The sequence below is a fragment of the Cryobacterium fucosi genome, assembly GCF_004403515.1.
Taxonomy (GTDB): domain Bacteria; phylum Actinomycetota; class Actinomycetes; order Actinomycetales; family Microbacteriaceae; genus Cryobacterium; species Cryobacterium fucosi.
On record NZ_SOHH01000020.1, the window covers coordinates 39,451 to 61,374 of the forward strand.

Annotated in this window: 17 protein-coding genes; 3 read left to right on the plus strand and 14 right to left on the minus strand. The window is 58.9% G+C overall.

What is annotated here, in order from left to right; genetic code table 11:
* Positions 1-90 precede the first annotated feature (90 nt).
* From galE to E3T48_RS01650, 12 genes are all read right to left on the minus strand, one after another.
* Positions 91-1,059, minus strand: coding sequence for a UDP-glucose 4-epimerase GalE (gene galE / locus E3T48_RS01595; RefSeq protein ID WP_134522136.1), 969 nt, complete (start codon positions 1,057-1,059; stop codon positions 91-93).
* Entirely contained in the window at positions 1,056-1,412 is a 357-nt protein-coding gene (locus tag E3T48_RS01600) for a DUF2304 domain-containing protein (RefSeq protein ID WP_134522137.1), read from the minus strand. The genes galE and E3T48_RS01600 overlap by 4 nt, the downstream gene beginning before the upstream one ends.
* 10 nt (positions 1,413-1,422) lie before the next feature.
* Positions 1,423-2,094 (minus strand): glycosyltransferase family 2 protein, encoded by a 672-nt coding sequence (locus E3T48_RS01605; RefSeq protein ID WP_134522138.1) that lies wholly within the window; start codon positions 2,092-2,094, stop codon positions 1,423-1,425.
* On the minus strand, positions 2,091-2,897 hold the full coding sequence (locus tag E3T48_RS01610) for a glycosyltransferase (RefSeq protein WP_166789592.1): 807 nt from the start codon (positions 2,895-2,897) through the stop codon (positions 2,091-2,093). The genes E3T48_RS01605 and E3T48_RS01610 overlap by 4 nt, the downstream gene beginning before the upstream one ends.
* The gene (gene gmd, locus E3T48_RS01615; RefSeq protein WP_134522140.1) at positions 2,890-3,918 is read right to left on the minus strand and encodes a GDP-mannose 4,6-dehydratase; all 1,029 of its coding nucleotides are present in this window, start codon (positions 3,916-3,918) and stop codon (positions 2,890-2,892) included. The genes E3T48_RS01610 and gmd overlap by 8 nt, the downstream gene beginning before the upstream one ends.
* Before the next feature lie 106 nt (positions 3,919-4,024).
* Positions 4,025-5,218: a polysaccharide biosynthesis protein gene (locus E3T48_RS01620; protein ID WP_134522141.1), complete on the minus strand. Its 1,194-nt coding sequence runs from the start codon at positions 5,216-5,218 to the stop codon at positions 4,025-4,027.
* Positions 5,219-5,282: 64 nt separating this feature from the next.
* Positions 5,283-6,458, minus strand: a complete 1,176-nt coding sequence (locus tag E3T48_RS01625) for a DegT/DnrJ/EryC1/StrS family aminotransferase (RefSeq protein ID WP_134522142.1) — start codon at positions 6,456-6,458, stop codon at positions 5,283-5,285.
* A 47-nt stretch (positions 6,459-6,505) separates the two neighbouring features.
* Positions 6,506-7,441, minus strand: coding sequence for an NAD-dependent epimerase/dehydratase family protein (locus E3T48_RS01630; protein WP_134522143.1), 936 nt, complete (start codon positions 7,439-7,441; stop codon positions 6,506-6,508).
* 151 nt (positions 7,442-7,592) lie between these two features.
* Positions 7,593-10,079 carry a glycosyltransferase gene (locus tag E3T48_RS01635; protein ID WP_134522144.1) on the minus strand — a complete coding sequence of 829 codons (2,487 nt, stop codon included), beginning with the start codon at positions 10,077-10,079 and terminating at the stop codon, positions 7,593-7,595.
* Between the two features lie 247 nt (positions 10,080-10,326).
* Positions 10,327-11,622, minus strand: a complete 1,296-nt coding sequence (locus E3T48_RS01640) for a hypothetical protein (RefSeq protein WP_134522145.1) — start codon at positions 11,620-11,622, stop codon at positions 10,327-10,329.
* A gap of 108 nt (positions 11,623-11,730) precedes the next feature.
* Positions 11,731-13,818, minus strand: a complete 2,088-nt coding sequence (locus tag E3T48_RS01645) for a hypothetical protein (RefSeq protein WP_134522146.1) — start codon at positions 13,816-13,818, stop codon at positions 11,731-11,733.
* A 153-nt stretch (positions 13,819-13,971) separates the two neighbouring features.
* Positions 13,972-16,911 (minus strand): rhamnosyltransferase WsaF family glycosyltransferase, encoded by a 2,940-nt coding sequence (locus E3T48_RS01650; protein WP_134522147.1) that lies wholly within the window; start codon positions 16,909-16,911, stop codon positions 13,972-13,974.
* 222 nt (positions 16,912-17,133) lie between these two features.
* Here E3T48_RS01650 and E3T48_RS01655 point away from each other — a divergent pair, with 222 nt between their 5' ends.
* The 3 genes from E3T48_RS01655 to E3T48_RS01665 all read left to right on the plus strand — a co-directional run bounded on the left by E3T48_RS01655 (position 17,134) and on the right by E3T48_RS01665 (position 20,179).
* Positions 17,134-18,045, plus strand: coding sequence for an ABC transporter permease (locus E3T48_RS01655; protein WP_166789593.1), 912 nt, complete (start codon positions 17,134-17,136; stop codon positions 18,043-18,045).
* Positions 18,045-19,274 (plus strand): ABC transporter ATP-binding protein, encoded by a 1,230-nt coding sequence (locus tag E3T48_RS01660; protein WP_134522148.1) that lies wholly within the window; start codon positions 18,045-18,047, stop codon positions 19,272-19,274. The genes E3T48_RS01655 and E3T48_RS01660 overlap by 1 nt, the downstream gene beginning before the upstream one ends.
* A 74-nt stretch (positions 19,275-19,348) precedes the next feature.
* A complete protein-coding gene (locus tag E3T48_RS01665) occupies positions 19,349-20,179 on the plus strand; it encodes a glycosyltransferase family 2 protein (protein ID WP_166789594.1) in 831 nt (276 codons plus the stop codon).
* A gap of 149 nt (positions 20,180-20,328) precedes the next feature.
* Here the strand turns inward: E3T48_RS01665 and E3T48_RS01670 are convergent, their stop codons facing one another.
* Both E3T48_RS01670 and E3T48_RS01675 read right to left on the minus strand, forming a co-directional pair.
* Positions 20,329-20,637 carry a hypothetical protein gene (locus E3T48_RS01670; RefSeq protein ID WP_134522150.1) on the minus strand — a complete coding sequence of 103 codons (309 nt, stop codon included), beginning with the start codon at positions 20,635-20,637 and terminating at the stop codon, positions 20,329-20,331.
* On the minus strand, positions 20,634-21,803 hold the full coding sequence (locus E3T48_RS01675; RefSeq protein WP_134522151.1) for a polysaccharide pyruvyl transferase family protein: 1,170 nt from the start codon (positions 21,801-21,803) through the stop codon (positions 20,634-20,636). The genes E3T48_RS01670 and E3T48_RS01675 overlap by 4 nt, the downstream gene beginning before the upstream one ends.
* Positions 21,804-21,924: the final 121 nt, after the last annotated feature.

Sequence of the window (21,924 nt, forward strand, 5' to 3'; positions counted from 1 at the left end):
CACGCACCCCTCAGTTGTGGATAGATCCGGAATGGGCACTTCGTTCAACGTGGATTTCCCCCCATTCACACGACACCAAATCCTACCCAACTACCTGTTGGCCACCCACGATTGCCAGGCCGAGGCGACTATCTCGTCGATCCCGAGCTTGTGGCTCCAGCCCAGTTCGTCTTCGATCAAGCGCGTATCGGCGATGACGGAACTGGGGTCACCCGGCCTGCGTCCTCTCACGACCGCACGTTGCTGAGACCCGGACACGCGAATGGCGGTCTCAATGATCTGCCTGACGCTCGTGCCTCCGCCCGTCCCCACGTTGAAGACCGGTGAGCGAACTGTTCCTTCCTGCAGCGCGTCCAGAACCGCCACATGCGCATCGGCGAGATCACGGACATGCACGAAGTCACGCACACATGTCCCATCGGGTGTGTCGTAGTCATCGCCGAAGATGAGCGGGGGCTCGCCCGCATCCAAACGCTCAAAGACCATCGGCACCAGGTTGAGGATCGCGCGATCTCCCAGGTCGGGCCAGCCTGCACCAGCCACGTTGAAGTATCTCAACGAGACGGCCCCGAGCCCGTGCGCCGCGGCCGCATCTGCGAGCATTCGCTCGCCGATGAGCTTCGTCATTCCGTAGGGATTGATCGGCTCAGTCGGCGAACGCTCGGTGAGACTTTCTGAGCCCGCATTGCCATAGACAGCGGCAGAGGAGGAGGAGACGACCCGAGAAATGTTGCACTTTTCCAATGCGAGAAGCACGTTCGCAAGGGATCCAACGTTTTGCGAGTAGTACCACGACGGTCGTTCAACAGACTCCGCGACCTGCTTTCGGGCAGCGAAATGCACGACTTCATCCACGTTGTATCGCTTGATGACGTCCACGAGAATTTCGACGGATTCAGAACTCGCGAGGTCTGCCCGCACCAACGGTACGTCGCCGATTCTCCGCGCGTTTCCCGTCACGACATCGTCAACGACGACGGTGTCTCCACCTCGCTCGACGAGGAGCCTGACTACATGGGAGCCGATGTACCCGGTACCTCCCGTGACGAGAGTCGTCATCGGTGGATGGACCCCGCGTCGACCGCCGCACCCAACGCCTGCGCACGTGCCAGCTCAGTCACTTGGAGATCGACCCGGGAGTGATGCGCTCGGGTAGCGATCACATAGCCGACAAAGGCAACCACAAGACCGTAAAGGAGCAGGTCAGCTCCACGGCCGACCCCGAAAAGTCCCGCCACATCGTTCGCAAGTTGCGGGAAAATAACGGCCACTGCTGCAGTCACCACGACGAGAAGCAGCGAAATACGTCGCAAGGCCATGCGCCGAGCGCCACGCCCAGGCCAGACAATCAGCAGGGCAACGACGGCGAGGCCAGCCAGCAACACCAGTTTGATCAGGAGTTGGCTATCCATTCTTCTGCACCTACTTCAGGATCAGTTCAACGAGGATGTTTACCGAGTTCCAGATCGATTGGCCCTTCGAACGGGAATAGTCGGTGTAGACGATATGCACCGGTTCTTCTACGTACCGCATTTTCGTCCTGCCGATCTGGGCGATGAGTTCGGACGCGTGCGCCATCCGGTTCTGGCGAAGTCGAACCGATGTCAACGCTGACGCCCGAAAGGCCCGGAGCCCGTTGTGGGCATCCGACAGTCTGACCCCGGTCGTGAGGTTGGTAAAGATCACGGCAAGCTTCAACACTGCCCTCTTGAGGCGACTGGCATTCGTACGCGTGTCCAGGAAGCGAGACCCCAGCACGACGTCGACGTCTTCACCCCGCAGCCGTGCAACCATGGCCGAGGCGTCAGCTACCTGGTGCTGGCCGTCTGAATCGAACGTCACGACATACTCAGTGGCGACGTCGCTCAGCACATAGTCGAATCCCGTCTGAAGCGCGGCGCCTTGGCCCAGATTGATGGGGTGACGAACCACGTAGGCTCCGGCCGATTCGGCCAGGCTCGCTGAGTTGTCGGTGCTGCCATCATCGACGCACACGATCTTCGGAAAAACCTGGATTGCGTCTGCGATCACCTGCTGTATAACGGTCGCTTCGTTGTAGAGCGGGACGACCAACCAGGTGTCCAGATTGCTCATCCGGCGGCACCGTTGTGGGATTGGCGCGAGAGCCGGCGTGCTCGCCAGGAGACGATCTCCCCCGCTGCCAGTGTCGCCAACGAGATGGGCCCCAACCAGATGAGCGAGATTTTTCGCACTGGTCCTGTCAGGTAGTTCCGCTTCACGTCGAGTGCTTCCGTCGCCGAGGTCTTTCGATCCGCGACGGTCAGCGAGTCGGCATGCCAGCGGAACGCTGACACCGACTCTTTCGTGCTCACGAAACCGCCGATGCGCTTCAGGCGCAAGAAGGCGTCAAGATCCATCGTGTACGGCCTGTCTTCGGCAAACCCCCCGACCTTTTCCAGAGCATCCAGATTGATCAACGCCCCGGGGTGCGGAATCAGGTTCGGGCCCCATGCCAGCACTATCGACGCCAACTTGCCGACACGGTTGGTGCCGATGATCCGTGACTCACCGTCGATGTAGTCGCACGCCCCATAGGCCACGACGGTGTTTTCCCGCCGGGAGGCGAGTCCGATGAGTGTCTTGATTCCATGAGGGCGAAGAAGATCGTCGTCGCCAAGGCCAACGTAGAAGGTTTCGCCGGACCGAGCTGCTACGCCGGCATTCATTGCAGCGGCCAGCCCGCGTTTGGGATCGTCGACGAGGTCGGCGCCAAACGTGACCGCAAGGGACCGCGCCTCGGTCGCGGCCACTGGAAGGACGACGACCAGGCGAAGGTTGACTTCGGCCCGTTGCGCCGCGACGCTCTCCAGTGCGTCCCGAAGGGATTCCATTCGCCGACCGAGAGTCGGAAGCACGACGAGTACAGCATCAACCATGTCGGACGACCTTGTCGACCCAGACGCCGCCACCGGCAGCCAGCGCGCGGACATCATTGTCGACCATGATTTGGGCGAGTTCGGGGGTCTTGATCTGGGGGACCCAGTTCAGTTTCGTGCGCGCCAGGTTCGCATCGCCAACCAGCGCGTCCACTTCAGTGGGTCGCAGGTAGCGTTCGTCGAACTTGACGTATTTCTCCCACTCGAGACCCACGTGCGCGAACGAGAGTTCGAGGAAGTCGCGAACTGTGTAGGCAGCACCCGTGGCGACAACGTAGTCCAGGGGCTCGTCGTGCTGCAACATAAGCCACATCGCTTCGACATACTCGGGCGCGTATCCCCAGTCCCGGACCGAATCGAGGTTTCCCATGTACAGCTCGGTCTCCAGACCGGCTGCGATTCGGGCGACCGCACGGGTGATCTTGCGCGTGACAAAGGTCTCGCCGCGTCGGGGAGACTCGTGATTGAAGAGGATGCCATTGACTGCGAAAAGCCCGTAGGCCTCACGGTAGTTTTTCGTGATCCAGTACGAGTAGACCTTGGCCACGCCGTAGGGCGAGCGAGGGTAGAACGGTGTCTGTTCGTTCTGCGGCGGCGGAGTAGCCCCGAACATCTCGGAACTGCTCGCCTGGTAGAACCTGCAATCCAGCCCGGTGACCCGCACGGCCTCGAGCAGCCGCACCGTGCCGAGGCCCGTCGTGTCGCCCGTGTACTCCGGCTCGTCGAAGCTCACTCGCACATGCGACTGAGCCGCCAGGTTGTAGACCTCGTCTGGCCGAATCGCCCCTAGCAGAGTCACCAACCGTGACCCGTCCGTCAGATCGCCATAATGCAGGATCAGTTTGTTGCCCTCAACATGCGGGTCCGAGAACAGGTGGTCGATGCGTGCGGTGTTGAACGTCGATGCCCTGCGAATGAGGCCGTGCACCTCGTATCCCTTGGACAACAGGAGTTCGGCCAGGTAACTGCCATCCTGGCCAGTGATACCGGTAATAAACGCGCGCTTCTTTGTCTCATTCATAAGTTGAGTAGATACCGTTTTCATTCATCTTCCCGTGGAGGAAGAGGTGTTCTCGAATTCTGGTCTCCCCAATAGTACCGAACGGCCGATTGGGTGATCACTGAAGTCAGCGTCGGCCACGAGCCAGGGCCCAAACGTGAACCATCGTTCCGACAATCGGTCCGACCAGGAGTGCCAGCAGCACACGCTCGGTGATGTGGATGGGCAGGGAGAGCGTGACGGCTGTGATGAGTGCCGCGAGCAGCCAGCCCCCGGTATACGCGCGGTGGTGCCCACGCGCCAGCGCTGCTGCACCGCTGATGCTGATCACGCCGACGAAGCCTGCCGCAACGGTCGCTCCTCCGATGAACAGAGCGTCCATGTCGTATGCCTGCCCGAAGATAAAGATCAGTAGTTGGCGACCGATGAGCACGGCGACAATCCCGAGCACCAGGGAGAGGACGAACACCCACAGCATCGGGCGCAAGACGGTGCGAAGCGTCTGTTCGCGTCGGTCCACGAATGACGAAACGATCATTCCGAGGAAGGCGTTGAGCGGCACCAGGATCGGTGCGCGGGTGAGCGTTACCACGAGGATAATGCGCGCGAGGTCGTCAGGATCTTCACCGCGCACGAAGACCGCGAGGAGGAGGGGAAAGCCCGTGACGATGATGGCACTTGCGGTCGAGGCCACGACCGATTGCAGGGTGCGACCGACGGATGTGGCGAAACCGGCATCGAGTCGACTCCCGGCCGCTAGTCGAAAGGGTTCCGCAAGCAGAAACAGCAGCCAGGTCGCCATCGCAAGGGTAGAGGCAAATGCGAAGCCGAGAACGGACGATGCGAGAACCGCAACGACACCGACCAGGCAAAGCCGTGCAACAGATTCAGCAACAATAAGGTAGGAGTAGTTCGACCAGGAGTTCCTCCCCGCAAGTGCGCCCACTGTTGCTGCATGACCCGAGTACAGAAGAATCCCGAGAACAACCAACGCTACGTATTGCCATGCGGCGGCGCCGAAGATCTGACCGGCCCAGAACGGTGAGCTCGCAGCGACGAGCACGGCCACAACGGCTCCAACGGCCAACCCCGACCGCACCGCATTCGCGCCACGCCGGGTTCCGTTCTCGCCCGGCCCCAGCAGCCCGGTCTTGACGCTCCTCGTCGTTTCCTGCTGCACGCCGAAAATCCCACCGACCCCGAGATACAGCGCAGCCCAGAAGACGGAGAAATCGAGGTACCGATCGGGCCCGAGAATTCGGGCGACCAGCACAAGCACAATGTAGCCGCCGCCGGCAACAAGCACCGTTGCGACGGCCACGCTCGCTATTGACCTCGGTCGGGTTCGGCTGACGTCGTCGCTTGGTTCCATTGAGGAGTATCAGCTAATCGAGCAACTCGATGGTTTCCAACAGCAGATCCAGCTCGCTTGGGATGGGGTAGTGGTGGTTGCCGACGAATAGCCCGTCCTCATGGATCTTGTCGGCGGCAGGAAGCTCCGCCGGTACCACAGCGCGCAGCTGGGACATGACCGGGTTTCGCGCGAAGTTTCCGGCGACGATGGGCCTGGAATCGATGCCTGCAACCGTCAACGCGTCAACGAGCTGAGCGCGCTTCCCGGCGAGGTGGCCCTCGAGCACCAGCGAGAACCCAAACCAGCTGCTCTCCGCAGCCACTTTCTGAACCCTCAGATCTGCACGGCCGGCGAAGCGCTCGGCGAAGAGGGCTGCGTTCTGCTGGCGACCGGAGATCAACTCTGGGACCTTCTTGAGCTGTTCCCGTCCGAGGGCCCCCGACATTTCCAGTGGACGCACGTTGTAGCCCGGCAGGACGAAACGGAAGTGGTCCTCGAAGGCGACCCCCGTCTTGGGGAAAATCAGGTTGTCAGCAGGCAGGTCTCGGGTCCAACCGTGGGCGCGCAGGGACACCATTGCCTGATACATGTAGTCATCGTCGGTAACTATGAGCCCACCCTCCATCGTTGAGATGTGGTGCGAGAAGAAGGAGCTAAAGGTTCCGGCAAGACCGAAAGTTCCCGTGTACCGGGAGCCGATTCTCGACCCGAGGGATTCGCAGTTGTCCTCGATGAGAACGAGTCCGTGCTCGGTGCAAATCGCGGCCAGAGTCTCGAGATCTGCCGGGTTCCCCAGCAAGTTGACGGCTAGAACCGCCTTTGTGTCCGGGCCGATTGCGTCTATCACAAGCTGTGGGTCCATGTTCAGAGTGTCAACATCAATGTCGACAAATCGGAGCGTGAGCCCCAGCTGGTGAATCGGAAAATAAGTTGTCGCCCATGAGACAGCCGGCACGATGACCTCGTCCCCGGGATTCAGGTCGATGTTCGGGTTTGCGACGGCCGCGGCGATCGCGATGAGGTTCGCGCTGCTCCCGGAGTTGACCATGACCGCGTACTTGGACCCGAAGTAGGACGCGAATTCCTGTTCGAAGTTCTTCACTTCCGGTCCCATTGTGAAGCGGCCGGTCTCGATGACACGCTGCAGGGCGTCGTATTCGGCCTGATCCCACGTTGAGGTGGCCAGGGGGTAACGCGTGGTAGTCATGCTCTGTGTCATTCTCTCTCTACGGTTCGATCGCCCGAGCGATCAGGTCAGGCCAGGGTTTCCAGGTAGCGCCGGTAGGCACGGTCCATGCCCTCCAGCAGCTCGGTGCGGGGTTGCCAACCGAATTGGTGAGCAACCGCTGAGGTCATCAGCTTCTGATGCATGCCGGCAGGTTTCGTCGTGTCAAGTTCCAGTTCGCAGGTGTAACCGACCACTGCCATGGCGGCCTGGTAGTACTCCAGGACCGAGTGATCCCGCCCGAAACCGACGTTCATCATCATCGGCCAGGAATGGATGTCGTCGACGTTCGTAACTATCCAGTCCGCGAGATCGCCAACGTAGGTGAATTCTCGGCGAGCAGTGCCGTCCCCCCAGACACCGATCGTGGACGCGCCGGATTCCTTGGCGGCATGCACCTTCGCGATCGCTGCTGCGACCAGGTGTCCCTGGCCGAGGGAATAGTCATCATCCGGACCATAGAGGTTCGACGGGATGACGACCCGATAGTCGAGACCGAACTGGGTCGAGACGTACTCGCAGTACTTCGATGCCACGATTTTCGAGAGCGCATAGCCCTCGTTCGTCGGTTCCAAGGGCGCCGCAAGCAGGTCCGATTCAACCAGCGGCTGGCGGTAGTCACGTGGATACATGCAGGAGCTTCCGAAGTACAGCAGCTTCGGCACGCCTAGGTCGACTGCAGCCTTGAGCACGCTCGAGTCGATCAGCACGTTGTCCATGAGATACGTCGTCGGGTCGGCGATGTTCGCCGCGATGCCGCCAACTCGAGCGGCGCAGTGCAGGATAAGGTCAGGTTTCATTCTCCCAACCAACGACCACGTTTCCTGAGCGTTGGTGAGATCAGCGTCTGCACGAGTAACGATTACCAGCTCATCTGAAGGTCTTTGCTCGGCCCAAGCAGACTGGATACTTCGCGCCAGCATCCCGTTGCCGCCCGTCAACAATGCCCGCACCGGTATCTCCATTCAACTCTTTTTCCGACCTCAGTTCGAGCAAGACAATTTCGAGCCTAGCCGATCAGCCAATCGGTCGCTGTGTTGTGCTCCGCTCGTCATTGGAGGCTGGCCTACAAGGCCTTATCCCTACCTCGGGCTGTTTGCCAGAGCCCCGACACGACTACCGCCGAGTCAGGCGACCCTGAATCTTCTTTGCCACGACGCCGGGTCCGCCGTCCCGCATATACCGAATGACGAGACTAACGTCGTGCCGGAAACCATGCTTCTTGTTTCTGATACGCGGCCTAAGCAGTAGTCCAAGAGAATCCGACGGGACTGAGCCCGCAGCAACAAGGTCGAGGGCATGACGAGGCTCAAGCATGAAATCGACCAGCGGCTTGAGGACTCGGTCCCAGGTGAAATCTTCGCGGACACGGCGAATGTTCAATCTCGCCTCCCGAATGAAGTCCACATCAAAGAGAGACCGCTCAAGGGCACGAGCGAGGCTCTCTACGTCCCCAGATGGCACGACGATGCCCAGCTTCTCAGCCGCGATGAGTTCAGCAAAATAGTCTCCCTCTGTAACAACCATCGGCAACTCGGCCCAAAGATAGTCCAGAATTCTCGTGCGGAAGGAGAAAGTCGTCTCGACATGGGCGAAGTGAGTACTCACCCCCACGTCGGCCTCAGTCAGGTAATTCTGCCGCTCCGCGTAGTCAACCCAAGAGGAATTGAAGAAGACCGATCGATCGAGAACTCCGAGCTCTGCTGCCAAAGCTCTGGATTCTGAGACGATCGCCATCTCAGGGACGCCAGGGTGCGGGTGTTTCGTGCCCTGGAAGAATAGGCGCACGTTCCCATGTCTCTCTGAGATGGCGGCGACCGCCCGAATCAGGGTTTTGGGGTCAAACCAATTGTAAAGCCCGCCACTCCAAAGGAGGAGTTTGTCGTCCGCGCTGATCCCCGGAACTACTCCCTTGAGGACACTCCTAAGGTGTACCGGCGGAGTATCTGAGAGACCGAATGGAACGACTGCAATGAGGTGCTCGAGGTCCGGATCGTTCGCATAGTTCGCTGGGTTAATGCGCCCGAGCGCCGCAAGCTGCCCGAGATAAAAGTGGCGTTGCCGTTCCGAAGCGCATAAGAAGAAATCCCCGCGGGAGAGCTGTTCGTTAAGCACCTCTGTAGCATCCAAAACCTGTTGACCCCACTGGGCCGAGGGCAGATCTCTACCCTGTTCGAGCTGCTCTAAATGCATTGGATCATAAATGTCCACCACGACGATTTTCTTGGTTTTTCGAAGGGCGTCAAACAGTGCCATGGCGAGACCCTGAAAAACGATAACGTCTGCCCACTGCTCGAGCTTCCCCATCGCTTTCTGGTCGCCAATACGAACGGCAACTACTTCGAACGGGGCGTCGACAGGCTGCAAGCCCGCGAGCGTCACCAAGGTGACATCGTGCGTGGAAGCCAGAGCGTCTGCGATACTCCAGGCTCGGATGGCCGGGCCCGCCATCTTTGCCCCAATCGGGTCACCCGTGATGACCAGAACACGAACTGCCGCGGGCGGATCAAGCACCGGAAAGGCCGCGACAATCTTTTCGTAACCCCGGAGGTAAGATTCCTCCTGATACGAAGGGGCGTCCGTTTCCCCAAATAGCCTCCACAGCGGCCGGTCAAATACGACTCTGCTCGCTTGAATGCTTGCTCTCGACTTCTCCAGTGACGGCAGGTATTCGACGAACTGATCGATAGCGAACACGCCAGCCAGAGTCTCCTTGGCGACCGGAAGACTCGATTCAGAATCTCCACCGGGCTTTCGGAGGTCCAGCATCGTCGAATCCAATTCGCCTCGAGCAATCGCCCGACGTACTGCGAGTAAGAGAGCGGCCGGAAGAGAAGTGCGCAGTGACTCTTCACCGAGATTCTTGTAGAGGGTAAAGAGCGCATTGCGCTCCAGCAGGTACGTCTCCTTGAACGCCCCAAAAGACGTCATGGAAGCGTGGTGCTTGTGAAAAGCGAACGAGGACGGCACGTAGGCGAACCGCCACCCCAGCAAATTCAGTCGCCACCCGAAGTCAACATCTTCGAAGAACATGAAGTAGCGTTCGTCGAACCCACCAAGTTGGTCGAACACCGACCTGCGCACAAACATTGCTGCGCCAGTTCCAAACAATACATCCCTTGCAGCATCCGGAGTTCCGGGCAGTGGCTGGGCAGTTGAGGGCTTATATCCCATTCCAAACCAGGTCATAGCCGCTCCGATGAAATCAACGCGCGTGCCCTCCCAGTCGAGAACCTTGCTAGCAACGGCACCTATGCTCTCTGATTGACCGAATTTCGCAATCGCGGCACGGATCCACTCCTTATCAGGCTTGGCGTCATTGTTCAGAAAGGCCACAAACTCGCCACTGCTTGAAGCAACACCCAAATTGCTGCCGCCCGCAAACCCCAGGTTTGCATTTGCCACAACGAGTTTCACATGCGGAGCCGCGTCCCGTATTCGCTGAGCGCTGTCGTCTCCAGAGTGATTCTCGACGACCACAACCTCGAGCAATTCCGTCGGCCAATTGACCAGCTTTAGGTGCTCCAAAGCCTCAATCGTGTCGCCCGCACCTCGATAGTTCACGAGCACTACGGAAACGACACCCGGTCGTAGCTTAGTCATGCGGGCCTTTCCAGAAGAGAGCATAAGTAACTGACTCTATCAATTGGGGGATGAAGAGATTTATTTGTGTTCAACTGAAGGGAAATCAATGAACCAATGAACCAATGAACCAATGAACCAATGAACCAATGAACCAACTTACCTGAAGGCTCAGCCGTCACGTTCGAGTGGCCGTACTTTCGCGCGGGCACCAACCGTTACTTGAATCGACCCCCCAGCCGCAAGAGTCATCGCCTATTCGAATCGTCTAGCTCAGCCCGATCGCGGCAATCGCGAACACGGCCCCTGTTGCAGAGATTGCGTTTAGCGTCCGGCCCGAATGGTGCGACAAGAGATAAGCTCCACACGCAATGAAGGCTGGTAACAACACGACACCGTACCGCTCTGGGAGTGGGAAGTAGTATCCCGCCACTAGTGTCGTGGCCACGGTCAGTGCTGGGCCCATCCCTAGCGCAACGATAAATAGCGAGGCCGCTATAGCTCTTTGGGTGACCGGCACCTGTCGAGGCATAAGCACTAACGTCATTACCCCACCGACCGTGACGAGAGTCAGTGCGCTCGCTGCTACAAACCCAAGAAAGCTGGAAGACATACTTGCGGCCCCGACCGAACCAAGAAAGCGGAAGGCTTCGACTGCAGCAGCAGTGGGCGTGAGCGAAAGCAACTCAACGTCGATCTGCGGAGTCGGAACATCAGGGATTGCGGAACTCGCGCGAAAGAGCATCCATGCGACTTGGGCACCAATCGCGACAATCGGCGCCGATAACGCGGCAAGGACGGAAGGTCTCCTGACCAGCTTCTTAAACTTGAGGACGGCCGATCTGTTGTCCGCCGAAGCCCGCCGCTCCTCTCCAGCGGCAACGATCAAGAGCGCAAGCGCAGAAATGGTAACAGCAGCAAGATTTTGCACTTTAAAAAGGACCGCAACCGCTGAAAGGGTTGGGAGCCATAGCCACGAAGACTGACCCCGGCCGATGCGAAGGGAAACTAGCCCCAGACCGGCCGCCAACGCCAACGATGGAGCATCGGTACTCAAGTAGGTGGACGACCAGAATGCAATGGGCGTCGCAATAACGAACGCCGAGAAGCCGAATGCCACTTTTCGCCCAATGCGAAGTGCGATGAGCATCCTATAGAGAAGCAGAACACCAAGCGACAGCCACACAGCCCCCACTGTGCGGCCCGCATCGAGGAGAGTCATCCCAAACCCAGTCAACGGCTGAGCTAACGCCCAAGTAAAAGCAAAGTACATCGGAGTGTACAAGTCCGCGCCTGTATGTCCTGAATAGGGGTACTTCGCGTCTGCGAAATCATTCTCGCGACAGGTCCCGCCGAATGAACCGTAGCCGGCGACACCTCGGCAGCTGATTTCCTGGCGGGCCAGCTCGCCCGTTTCTTCACCGGATCGGATGAAGCCCTGGGTCGGAACCTTACTTAGATAGTCCAGGTAGACATATTCGTCGTAAGGAGAAAATTCATGATTTTGCGGGACGTGAACGGTGACGAAAGCCACGCTCAAGATGAGCAACGCCAGCAGCGGCATCCCGGACCAACGCAGCACTCTTCTCAGTACTTGAGTAATTTGGGTAGCTCGCTTTCGTAGGTAAGGAACCCGCCACCGGCCCAGAAAGGGATCCGCCCCACTTCAGGATCAGCCCGCTATCGAACGACAACCGATGAGCTGGTTTTGCCCAATTCCAAGATTGATCGCATAGGCACAAAGTTTCGCAGCACCAGCAGGCACGGCAACGTCAAGACGGAAGCCGTGCTTCGGCCCGTAGTTAGGGTACACGGCGCCGACGTCATCGCGAATCGAATCCGCTTGATAGGCTCCTCCCCAGCGTCCATCGACATAGACGTGGACGCTAACAGGATTCGCACTGTCCGGATCGATCGTCCACCCGGACATCGTCGCGATTCCGGCTCCGACAGAAACAGAATCGAGACTTCCGAATGGGGACCCGCCTGGCGTGGTCACGGTCCTACATCCGACCGATTGGTTGAATCCCGAGCCGACATTTATGGCGTATGCACAGACTGTGCTGGTTCCGCCTGGTACCGCCACTGATGCGAGAAATCCGTGGTTTGGGCCGTAACCGGGAAAAGCCTCAGCAACGTCATCCCGAATCGCGTCTGCCGGGAATGCCCCCGCCCATCGCCCGTCAACGTAGACATGGATACCGATCGAATCGGTAACGTCGGGGTCAATCGCCCAACCGCTGAGGGAGACACTCCCGAAGCCAGACTGCACGGCATCAATATTGCCGATGGGGGGCCCCGAGGCAGTCGATGCCGTCTGACAGCCGATCGATTGGTTATACCCGACGCCGACGTTGATGGCGTAAACACACACGTTGCTCGTGCCGGGAGGAATACCCACCTTTAAATTGAATCCGTGGTTCGAACCGTAGCCGGGGTATGCCCTAGACACGTCCTCCCGGGGCTGATCAGCGGGGAATGCCCCTCCCCATTTGCCATTCACATAGACGTGTATTGAAGTTGGGTTTGGGGTGTCAACGTCGATTGCCCACCCGTTCAATGTGAGTTGTCGATCCGACAAGACCGCTGATTCGACGTTCCCGACTGGTGGCCCCGTTGGGGTCGTCACAGTCTTACAGCCGAGAGGCTCATTGCCTCCGACACCGACATTGATGGCAAAGATGCAGGCTTCAAACGACCCTGGGAGAACAGGAAAGGATATTTCGAATCCGTGGTTGGGGCCGTAGCTTGGGTATGCCGCCCCGACGTCTGATCGCGACTTGTCTGCAGTGAACGAACCACCCCAACCGCCGTTGACGTACAGATGCACATCAACAGGCGCGGCTGTTTCAGGATCAAACGCCCAACCGCGAAGGGTCGCTGTTTGCATCGTGGCTGACCCCGAATCAAAGTTGCCAACTGGAGACAGGGTCGAACCTGCTGGCTGTCCAAACCAATCGGAGAATATTCTCCAGAAATTCCGATTTCCGTACGCCCCACAAGCGTCCCCCGAACCGTAGAGATTCGCCAAGGCAGACGCATTCGGCTGATACGGCGTGTACAAGTATAGGTTCGCCGTTGCCTGATTCTGAATGTAGACATTCGACCCCCCGCAGGAAACATTGGGGTGGTTCTGAATGTATACAGTGCCAATGTGGTATTTTCTCGTACCAGATTCCCCGGGAATGTTCAGCGGATACTGAGTGTACTGGCGGAATTGCCAAGCGGATTTGTATACCTGGTTGAAAAAGCCGAAGTAGTTTGCGTCACAGTTTGCGCTATAGTTAGGCCCGCTATCTGGGCATCCCCAGCCCATTGCTCTTTGATAGCCATATGCGCTCGGAGAAGTCACTAGAGACTGTTCTTTCTGCAAGAGGACGAGAAGAACCTTGGGGCTTATCCCGCAAGCCCCAGCGACCTTAGAAAGAATGCGGCTGGCAGACTCGTTGGCGGCTCCTGAGTACTGCGCGCAGTGCCCGCCACCCACGGCTGACACGGTGGGCGTCGATTGAGTGAAATCACGGAGGCACGGAACACCATCCCTCGGCACACAGTTCTGGCTCGTCAGGAAGGATTGGACCTGGCTCTCGCTCAGAGACGCGGCGTCAAAGAAGTTCTTGTCCGAGATGATGTTACCCGCGCTGAAATCCGCGCCGGTCAGCGCCGCCGCACCGGTGGCTGGAGCGAATTGAATCGCCGTGACTACGAGGACAACGCCGAGAGCCGCTGCAATCCCACGAAACCCCAAAGTTGCCTTCATCGAGTGCCCCCATTCTGCCGCGTGACGCGGAAAGGATCCGCTCGATCGTCTATCTTGAGGGAACCGTCTGTCTCAAGCGCCGTGGAGTGCCATCCATTGACGACTGTACTTGAAAATTGTCCTCCATTGCTGCAATAGCGACGGTGAAGTGCGCTAAACCGTCGCTGGACGTTCCAGAGCTTTCGCGCCACTTGGATCGCTGATGTAGGCGAAGACACCATTTAGGGCGACCTCCCAATCAGCGTGCCCGGTGGCAATGGTGGCCAACGCATTCTGCGACAGCTCGCGCCGAAGTTCAGGGTCACGCACCAGCTTGTCCAACTTTGCAACTATGTCGTCAAGGGTTCGCATGGTCAGCAGCGAGTTCTCCTCGTCCGAGAAGAGCCAGGTGAACCAATCGCTATCGGGGGCGACCATCGGCACTCCACTGCTCATCAGCTCCAGCGGAAGATACGACGGGTGCCGAGATATCTGCATCGTTAGCCCGATGTCAGTTTCGCGATACAAGCGGCCCGTTGCGCGGTAGTCGAGAAGCCCGAGGTCGATGAAGTCGGCACTATCCGGCAGGTACCGTGCTCCGGCGGCCACGATGCGCACGCCGTCGCCGTGGATCCGCTTAATTTCGGTGAGCGCGGAGTAGACCAGTTCCCAGCAGTTGCGGAAGTGGTCGCGGGCGTAGGCGAAGATCGTGACCGGTTCATCGGCGGCCTTCTCCCGGCGACCGCGGGCGTGGTAGATGGATTGGTCGACGGCGGGCGTGAAGTAGGTGGCCTCTCCGCCGTACATGCCCGTGTAGATACTGTGCATGCTCACGGTGTTGCAGATCCCGTACAGGCCGAGGCGGTAGCTCTCCTCGGCCATGGCGAAGAGAGTGCTGGCCGGGTAGAAGCTCGGTTCGTAGTCTTGCATCAGGTAGAACTTCCGCTTGACTCCCGACGACTTCGCGACGTGAATAGCGGTCAACCAGAGAGTCGCAATCGCGGCGTCCGCCGGTGGTATCGCGGCGATCTGTTCGTCTGTGCCGTCATAGAAGGCGATGTCCGAATCCGCGAGGTCAGGAAATGCCGCGGTCAGCGCTGACGCCACGAACGCTCGGTTCGGGCCGGCCAACACAACGAATCGATTCTGAACACCATGCTCCCGCTTCAGCTTCGCTGCAAGGCGGAACGCGGTGTTGAGCCCACCAAAAAAGGGCATGTCGATGTCCGGGATGAACCAGTTGATGGTCTTGATTTCCAAAGGACCCGAGAATTCCTCGTGGAGCCTGTGCACTGTGGCCACTTCTTCGGCAGAGATCGACGCTGTCCCGATGAGGGCGGAGGCCTCCTCTGAGATGGAGGAACTCTGCGCATGCTTCATGAAGGATCGTCCAAGAACCTCGAGTGCGATCTTCACGGGGTTCTCATCTCTCGGGTCCCGGTACCGCGGTACAGAACTCAGGCGAGACACGTTGGGAGATACGTACGGGTCCCCTCCCTGAAGCCAAGGGTGATAGCGCCAATAGCTAGCGTAGAAGTCCTCCGCCGGCACTGCGGTTCCTCGAGTCAGTGACTCAAAGTGACGAACGGTGTCGAAAGGAACAACGACATTGCGGAGTCCGCGAATGATCTGGTCCAGCCCCAACACGACATCGCTGCCGCAGAGAATGAACGCCTCATCCAGGCCGTTGACTTCCTCAAAGTCAGTACGTCGTATGGCCATGCAGGCACCGGTAACGGCCAAGGTGTTCCGGTACCAGGCGGTTGGGCCGATCAGGGTAGTTGAGTCAGGTTCCAGACCTGCGAAGAGGTTGTCAGCGAAGCCACCCGGGCCAAGCATCACGCCACCATGTTGGATCAGGCCGTCGGCTTGGCGATGTTGCACGCCGACCGTACCCACACCATCGCGGAGCAGTAACCCAACCATTTCCTTGAGCCACAGAGGGTCGACGATCTGTGTGTCGTCGTTTAGCATGACGATGACTTCACCGTTGGTGGACCGAGCAGCAACGTTGTTGACGCGGGAGTAGTTAAAGGGAGTCTCAGTCCACCATTGCACGGTCAGGTCTATGTCGGCGCTATTGGATACATACCACGCTGAGTTCTCTGTCGACTCACCACCATTGTCGATGATCCTCACGTTGAACTCCGGGTAGTCCGTTCTGGCAAGGCTAGGGAGAAGCCGTCCAAGATTGGAGCGAGAGTGACGAGTGGGAATCACAATGGAGACTGATGGCCAGCTCTCAGGCTGGAACCTCACCCGCACAACCTCCCCATGAGGCCCAGTGTCGGCCTGCTCGCCGAATCGGGCAAGAACCTCGCGCACCATATCAGCATCATCTTGGTCAACACGTCCGTCTCCTGGCCGCGCCTCGGTCAGGAGAACATGCGAGACGTTGCCAGCAACACGCTCGGAGTACCGTCCTGCCAGCAGGAACTCCCACACTCCGCGATCCGAGAAGGGGGTCGTGTCCGACACCACGATGGAAGTGCGCTTGATCGCGAAGGCCCGGTCGAGATAGTTGGCGCCGAGAAGGACCTCTGGGGACCAAGCTGGGCGAAAGCGCGCATCCTTCCGGCCGAGAGTCCCACGCACGTCAGAATCGAAGACGATTATCTCGAGTGCCGGGTCAATTCGATGCTGCTTCGAAACGTCGGCCAGAGCGTACGGCGAAAGCTCGGATCCGGCACGCAGGAAGAGAATGAAATCTTCACCAACGGAATCCAGAACCTCGCCTAATTTAGAACTGCGTGGGACCGGGATAGAGCGCCCGGCGCATCCGATTTGCCGGTTCACACTCTCGGTGGTCCGCCTAACATCGGCGACGGTGGCCCCCGGCTCGACCTCGACCAGGACTGCGAACGTCGTTAGTGTCTGGCGGGAGGATACAACGTCCGGAACGTGATGTACGTTCTTTTTTCGCCAACTTCTGTAGCTCAATTCGGTCTTACGTGCAACGCCTGCTGCTCGCACGAAGTTGGCCTTGGTGTGCTTCAAGAACGTGACGCCATCCTTGATGCTGTAGTACGTCGCCGCGGCAAATAGTCGCGGGCCAGAATTAATGGGCAGTGTCTTGCGCACACTGCCAGCGATCATGGATTTCCAAGGGCTCATACAGTCATGTCTCCATGCCGGTGACACTCAGTGCACCAGCGGTTGATAGTCCCACCGACAGGCAATTCGCCGCAGCAATGGGACTAGCCTATCCGAGCCGTCGCTCGGGGAGTCGATACCGGCCGGGGCGACAGCCCAACGAGGTCCACCCAAGGTCAGTGCTGTATTCTCTCATTCGGCAGCTTGTCATCCGCCGCCTCACCCACATCACTGGAGTACAACATGGCCGGCCCACACGCGCGCTCAGCGGAGCGCAAATCACGGCTAGAAGAAATGCCCTGGTTAGACGTCAATTCTCGACGAGGCCTCATCGGTGGCACCATTTCGTCCATACGTGACGTGTGGTCTCATCGCGAATTGCTCGGAATGCTGACACGGCGCGAGCTCAAGGCCCGCTACAAGGACAGCGCCCTCGGCTTCCTGTGGAGCCTCGCCCGCCCACTCACCCAGCTTCTGATCTACTACGTAGTCGTCGGCAAGTTCTTGGGTGCAGCGCGCTCGATTGATAACTTCGCAATCTACATTTTCGCCGGGCTGACGATCTACACGCTGTTCAGCGAAATCGTCGCCACCGGTACGGGTTCCATTCTCGCCAACGCAGGTCTGGTGAAGAAGGTCTATCTGCCGCGGGAAATTTTCCCGCTCGCCACGATTGGCTCCTCGCTCTTCAACTTCCTGATCCAGCTCGTCATCCTGATCGTCGTCTCGATCCCCGCTGGCACTCTGTCCTTCAGCGCTCAGCTCCTGTACGGCGTTGGGGCTTTGGCGCTCACCCTGCTCTATGCGGGGGCACTCGCCATCATCCTGTCGGCCTTCAACGTCTATCTACGCGACGTGGCGTATCTCGTCGAGGTCGTTCTACTTCTGCTTATGTGGGCCTCCCCCATCGTCTATTCCTGGGAATTCGTCAAAGCGGCCATCCCCGCCTGGGCGCTGGAGATCTACATCAACAATCCCGTAACCTTGGCCGTTCTCGGCTTCCAGGAAGCGTTCTGGACTGAATCAAGCGGGGGCCAGTCGCCGGACTTTCTGGCACTCCGGATGCTCATCGCCGGCGTACTCGGCCTAGTTTTCCTCATTGCCGCGCAGCGCGTTTTCAGCAAGCTGCAGGGCAACTTCGCGCAGGAGCTGTAATGACCACGACAATAACGACTTCGAGTGAAGTACCCATCGTTCGGGTGAATGACGTTTCCAAGCGATTCATCATTCGAAAGGACAACAGCGTCAAAGAGCGGCTGCTAAACTTCGGCCACGCCAACAGGTTCAAAGAGGATTTCTTCGCCCTGAAGCACATCGACCTGCAGATTGATGCCGGCACGACAATCGGGCTAATCGGTCCGAATGGTTCGGGCAAGAGCACGCTGCTCAAAGCCATTGGCGGAATCATCCAGCCAACGACGGGAAGCGTGCAGCGTCGTGGACAGATGGCGGCGTTACTGGAGTTGGGCGCTGGGTTCCACCCCGACCTAACCGGCCGCGAGAACGTCTACCTGAACGCGTCCGTCATGGGCCTCTCCCGGGTTCAGACCGAGAGCCATTTCGAAGAGATTTTGGAGTTCTCCGGGATCGGCGAGTTCATCGACACGCAAGTCAAGTTCTACTCAAGCGGCATGTACGTGCGTCTTGCCTTCGCTGTGGCCGTGCATGTGGACCCGGACCTACTTCTGGTCGATGAGGTTCTCGCGGTCGGTGACGAGGCATTCCAAAAGAAGTGTCTGGACAAAATCCGTGCGTTCCAGGACGAGGGACGAACCATTGTGCTCGTCAGTCACACACTGAGCCAAATCACGAGCATGTGTAGCCGGGCGATCGTTCTGGCCAGGGGAAGCGTGGTCTTCGACGGCGATCCCTACGATGCCGTGTCGATTCTACGCTCCGGCTTCGCTACCACGATTGAGGCGGACGCGCACAAGGACGATCGACTCAGAGCCGCCCTCGCCAACGTTGAACTCGGCCGAATCAAAGGCGTTCGGGTGATGAATGGGCAAGGGCTGTCCCCGAAGTCGTTCGATACCGGCGATGACATCGCGATTGAGGTCGACGTGGAAGTACCCAAGAGACTCGAGGCTTGGAGTGTGGGACTGCATATCAACAACCCCCTCGGCCAGCTGGTAACGGGCGCAACTTCGACGAGTCTGGATGTAGGCCTTGGCGCGCTACAGGGTCCCGCAGTCGCACGATTCTTGCTGCCAAAGGCACCGTTCGGATCCGGCGAGTACGGTGTGACAGTGGCCCTAATGGGCTCTCACGGGCAGGAAATTGCCCGGGCGGCAGACGCGGCGACCTTCAGCGTCAGCAACCATGGCGGCACATGGGGCCCCTTGCGAACAGCTATGACCTTCGAATCCAGGGTCGGCGCTTAGATCCAGCGCTGATGAGATCCGGGACCCCTGAAACAGAAACTAGCTCTACCTCCACGCGCCTGGCCGCGATCTCCGTGAGCTACGGCTCCGAATCGGTTCTCGAACCCTTTTTCGAATCGCTTCGAAAAGCAACGAATTGCGTTCCCGTTATCCTGCTTGCTGACAACAAGGTGACTCCCGGATCTCGGGTCGAGGCAATTGCCCTAGAGTACGGTGCCCAATACCTACCGATGTCGTCGAACCGCGGCTACGGAGGTGCGATCAACGCCGCCGCGAAGATTCTCCCCGCGGAGGTCGAGTGGATTCTGATCACTAATCCGGATGTCACATTCGAGGCGGGCGCAGTCGACACGCTAATGGCTCGGGGAGATTCCGATCCCCGAATTGGAGCTCTCGGCCCCAGAATCCTGACCGCGACGGGCGACGTCTATCCGTCCGCCCGAGCGATTCCCTCACTACGCAACGGAATTGGACACGCACTACTTGCCGGGGTTTGGGCAGCGAATCCGTGGAGCGCTGCATACCGCAATGCCAGCAACCCGACGCGGCGCGTTGGCTGGCTCTCTGGCGCGTGCCTGCTCGTCCGTCGAACCGTTTTCGATAAGGTCGGCGGCTTCGATGCAGAGTTCTTCATGTATTTCGAAGATGTTGACCTAGGGTACCGGCTGAGCAGGCTGGGGTTTGCCAATGTCTACGAACCGGCTGCTGTCGTCACCCACACGGGAGCCCATTCAACCGCGACGGACGCAGCCGACATGTTGACGGCGCATCACGAGAGTGCGAAGCGTTTTCTTTCCAAGAAGTACTCAGGTGCGCTTCTCTGGCCGGTAAGAACCGCGCTGTCGGCCGGGCTGAATCTCCGCTCATGGATGCTGGACCGGAAAAACAGAGCCAACCGACAGTAGAGCTTGGCACACCTGTGCTTTTCACGAGGCGAAGACTGACCTCACCAAGTTTCGTTGCCAGATCGAACAGGGTATGGGTGGCCATTGACGTTCTTGGCCTACGGGCGGTTCGCATTGGCGCCTTCTATCTGAGGCACTTCGATCAGTCCTCATTGACTCGGGCGGGTTCGCAACGAACGAGTGAGCATCCTGACGAGGGCAACCATGATTCTCAGCGGTCCAGTCACGCGCCAAGAACAGCTCGCCCGCATTTCCTCGACCAGGCCCAGGAGACTTTCATTTGCGTATCGCAGCTCGCTCATCGTGACCTGCTCGTCTTTGAGCCGTGTAGTCAGAACCATAATCTCCGTGGTCTGCTCGCGATTTCGTGCGTCATTGAAGTGGACTGCTTCAAACGTCAAGAGCCGTTGACGGTCCAATTGATGCTGCAGAAGCTCAGCGACATCGATCTGGGTCATAGAAAGTCCCTCACCAGGGATTGAGTCGCCTGGTTGGCGCCATGGCTAAGGGCTTTGGACGCCTCCACGCTGCTGCCACTCTGCGCGGTCGAAATCGCGTCCGCAACTCCATCGACGAGTGCGTCAAACGGGACGTTGGTCGGAAAGCCAGCATCCCAAGACGCGGCGTAGTTCGCGACCTTAGCGTTCTGAAGGCTTACCCTCGGCAGACCAAAGGAGTCAGCAATGATGCGGCCGTGCAATGACGATCCGATCCACAGCCTGGAGCCCGCGACGACGGCCGCCAATTGCATTGGCCTCCGTGTCGTGATGCGCATCGGAGTGATCGCAGGTGCAATCGCCTTGAGCAATGCCTCGATTCCATCATATTGGTCGGCGCGGTCGTGATGTCGTGCCGTCCCCGCAAGGAAGAGCGCTGGTCTCCACTTCGTCGCAACCGCGACCAGGGCAATCGCGCGCGCGATCGTTTCTTCGCCGACCCGCGCGATCAGCTCCGCACTGGCCTGGAACACGAAATAGGGCTCAGAAATTCGAGTGGAATCTGCCAGATCCGGGTGCAGAAGGCTAATCGCATGCACCATATCCGGGGACAACGTGGGCGTCAGATCCATTGCAGTCACAATCTCGTGCGAAGTCCTGTCGCGGGTTACGATCGCAGCCGCACTTCGGATGACTGATCTCGCCTCAACAGCGCTTGAACTCCCTGCTTCCGAGACGAGGTTCCCCAAGCCGACCGAATTCAGCACGAGGGGTGTGGACACATTGAGTGGAAACCCCTCCAGAATTGGTAGGTACGCTGGCGACCTCGCAGGGGCTCCTGTCAGATATCGAGCAATATGGTCCCGCCCCTCGGCACCAGAATGTCCATAGATATCCCACGCCACGTCGTCGAGGGACATCGCGAGAGCGCCCTCGACATCCACGCCTCCAACTTCCCCGCCGACGACCCAAACCAAATCCCAGGATCTGGCCGACAGGAGGTCGTTATGCGGGTGCACGCGAGCGCCGAGGAGGGACGTCATGTCCGCTCCGATCACAGAGCCTGCTGCGACTTCGTGGGCACGGAGGTAGTCCATGGTGAGCTGATAGAATAACAAATCACCGAAGTTGTCGCGCTCGTAGGCGCCGATTAGAAGGACACTGGCTTTCGGGGTGGAACTGAACAAGGGGCTGAATGATCCTTTCGATCCAAGATCCCCCAAACGGTGTGTCCAGCGTAGTTGCTAGAACACATAGTCAGTGACGAATGCTCACGGCGGCCGTGACATCTTCCCCGACGGACACCAC

Excerpts from the sequence above, each read along its gene's own strand:
- galE (WP_134522136.1), bottom strand. The coding sequence starts at position 1,059 with ATGACGACTCTCGTCACGGGAGGTACCGGGTACATCGGCTCCCATGTA.
- E3T48_RS01600 (WP_134522137.1), bottom strand. The coding sequence starts at position 1,412 with ATGGATAGCCAACTCCTGATCAAACTGGTGTTGCTGGCTGGCCTCGCC.
- E3T48_RS01605 (WP_134522138.1), bottom strand. The coding sequence starts at position 2,094 with ATGAGCAATCTGGACACCTGGTTGGTCGTCCCGCTCTACAACGAAGCG.
- E3T48_RS01610 (WP_166789592.1), bottom strand. The coding sequence starts at position 2,897 with ATGGTTGATGCTGTACTCGTCGTGCTTCCGACTCTCGGTCGGCGAATG.
- gmd (WP_134522140.1), bottom strand. The coding sequence starts at position 3,918 with ATGAATGAGACAAAGAAGCGCGCGTTTATTACCGGTATCACTGGCCAG.
- E3T48_RS01625 (WP_134522142.1), bottom strand. The coding sequence starts at position 6,458 with ATGACTACCACGCGTTACCCCCTGGCCACCTCAACGTGGGATCAGGCC.
- E3T48_RS01630 (WP_134522143.1), bottom strand. The coding sequence starts at position 7,441 with ATGGAGATACCGGTGCGGGCATTGTTGACGGGCGGCAACGGGATGCTG.
- E3T48_RS01635 (WP_134522144.1), bottom strand. The coding sequence starts at position 10,079 with ATGACTAAGCTACGACCGGGTGTCGTTTCCGTAGTGCTCGTGAACTAT.
- E3T48_RS01640 (WP_134522145.1), bottom strand. The coding sequence starts at position 11,622 with ATGCCGCTGCTGGCGTTGCTCATCTTGAGCGTGGCTTTCGTCACCGTT.
- E3T48_RS01645 (WP_134522146.1), bottom strand. The coding sequence starts at position 13,818 with ATGAAGGCAACTTTGGGGTTTCGTGGGATTGCAGCGGCTCTCGGCGTT.
- E3T48_RS01650 (WP_134522147.1), bottom strand. The coding sequence starts at position 16,911 with ATGAGCCCTTGGAAATCCATGATCGCTGGCAGTGTGCGCAAGACACTG.
- E3T48_RS01655 (WP_166789593.1), top strand. The coding sequence starts at position 17,134 with ATGGCCGGCCCACACGCGCGCTCAGCGGAGCGCAAATCACGGCTAGAA.
- E3T48_RS01660 (WP_134522148.1), top strand. The coding sequence starts at position 18,045 with ATGACCACGACAATAACGACTTCGAGTGAAGTACCCATCGTTCGGGTG.
- E3T48_RS01670 (WP_134522150.1), bottom strand. The coding sequence starts at position 20,637 with ATGACCCAGATCGATGTCGCTGAGCTTCTGCAGCATCAATTGGACCGT.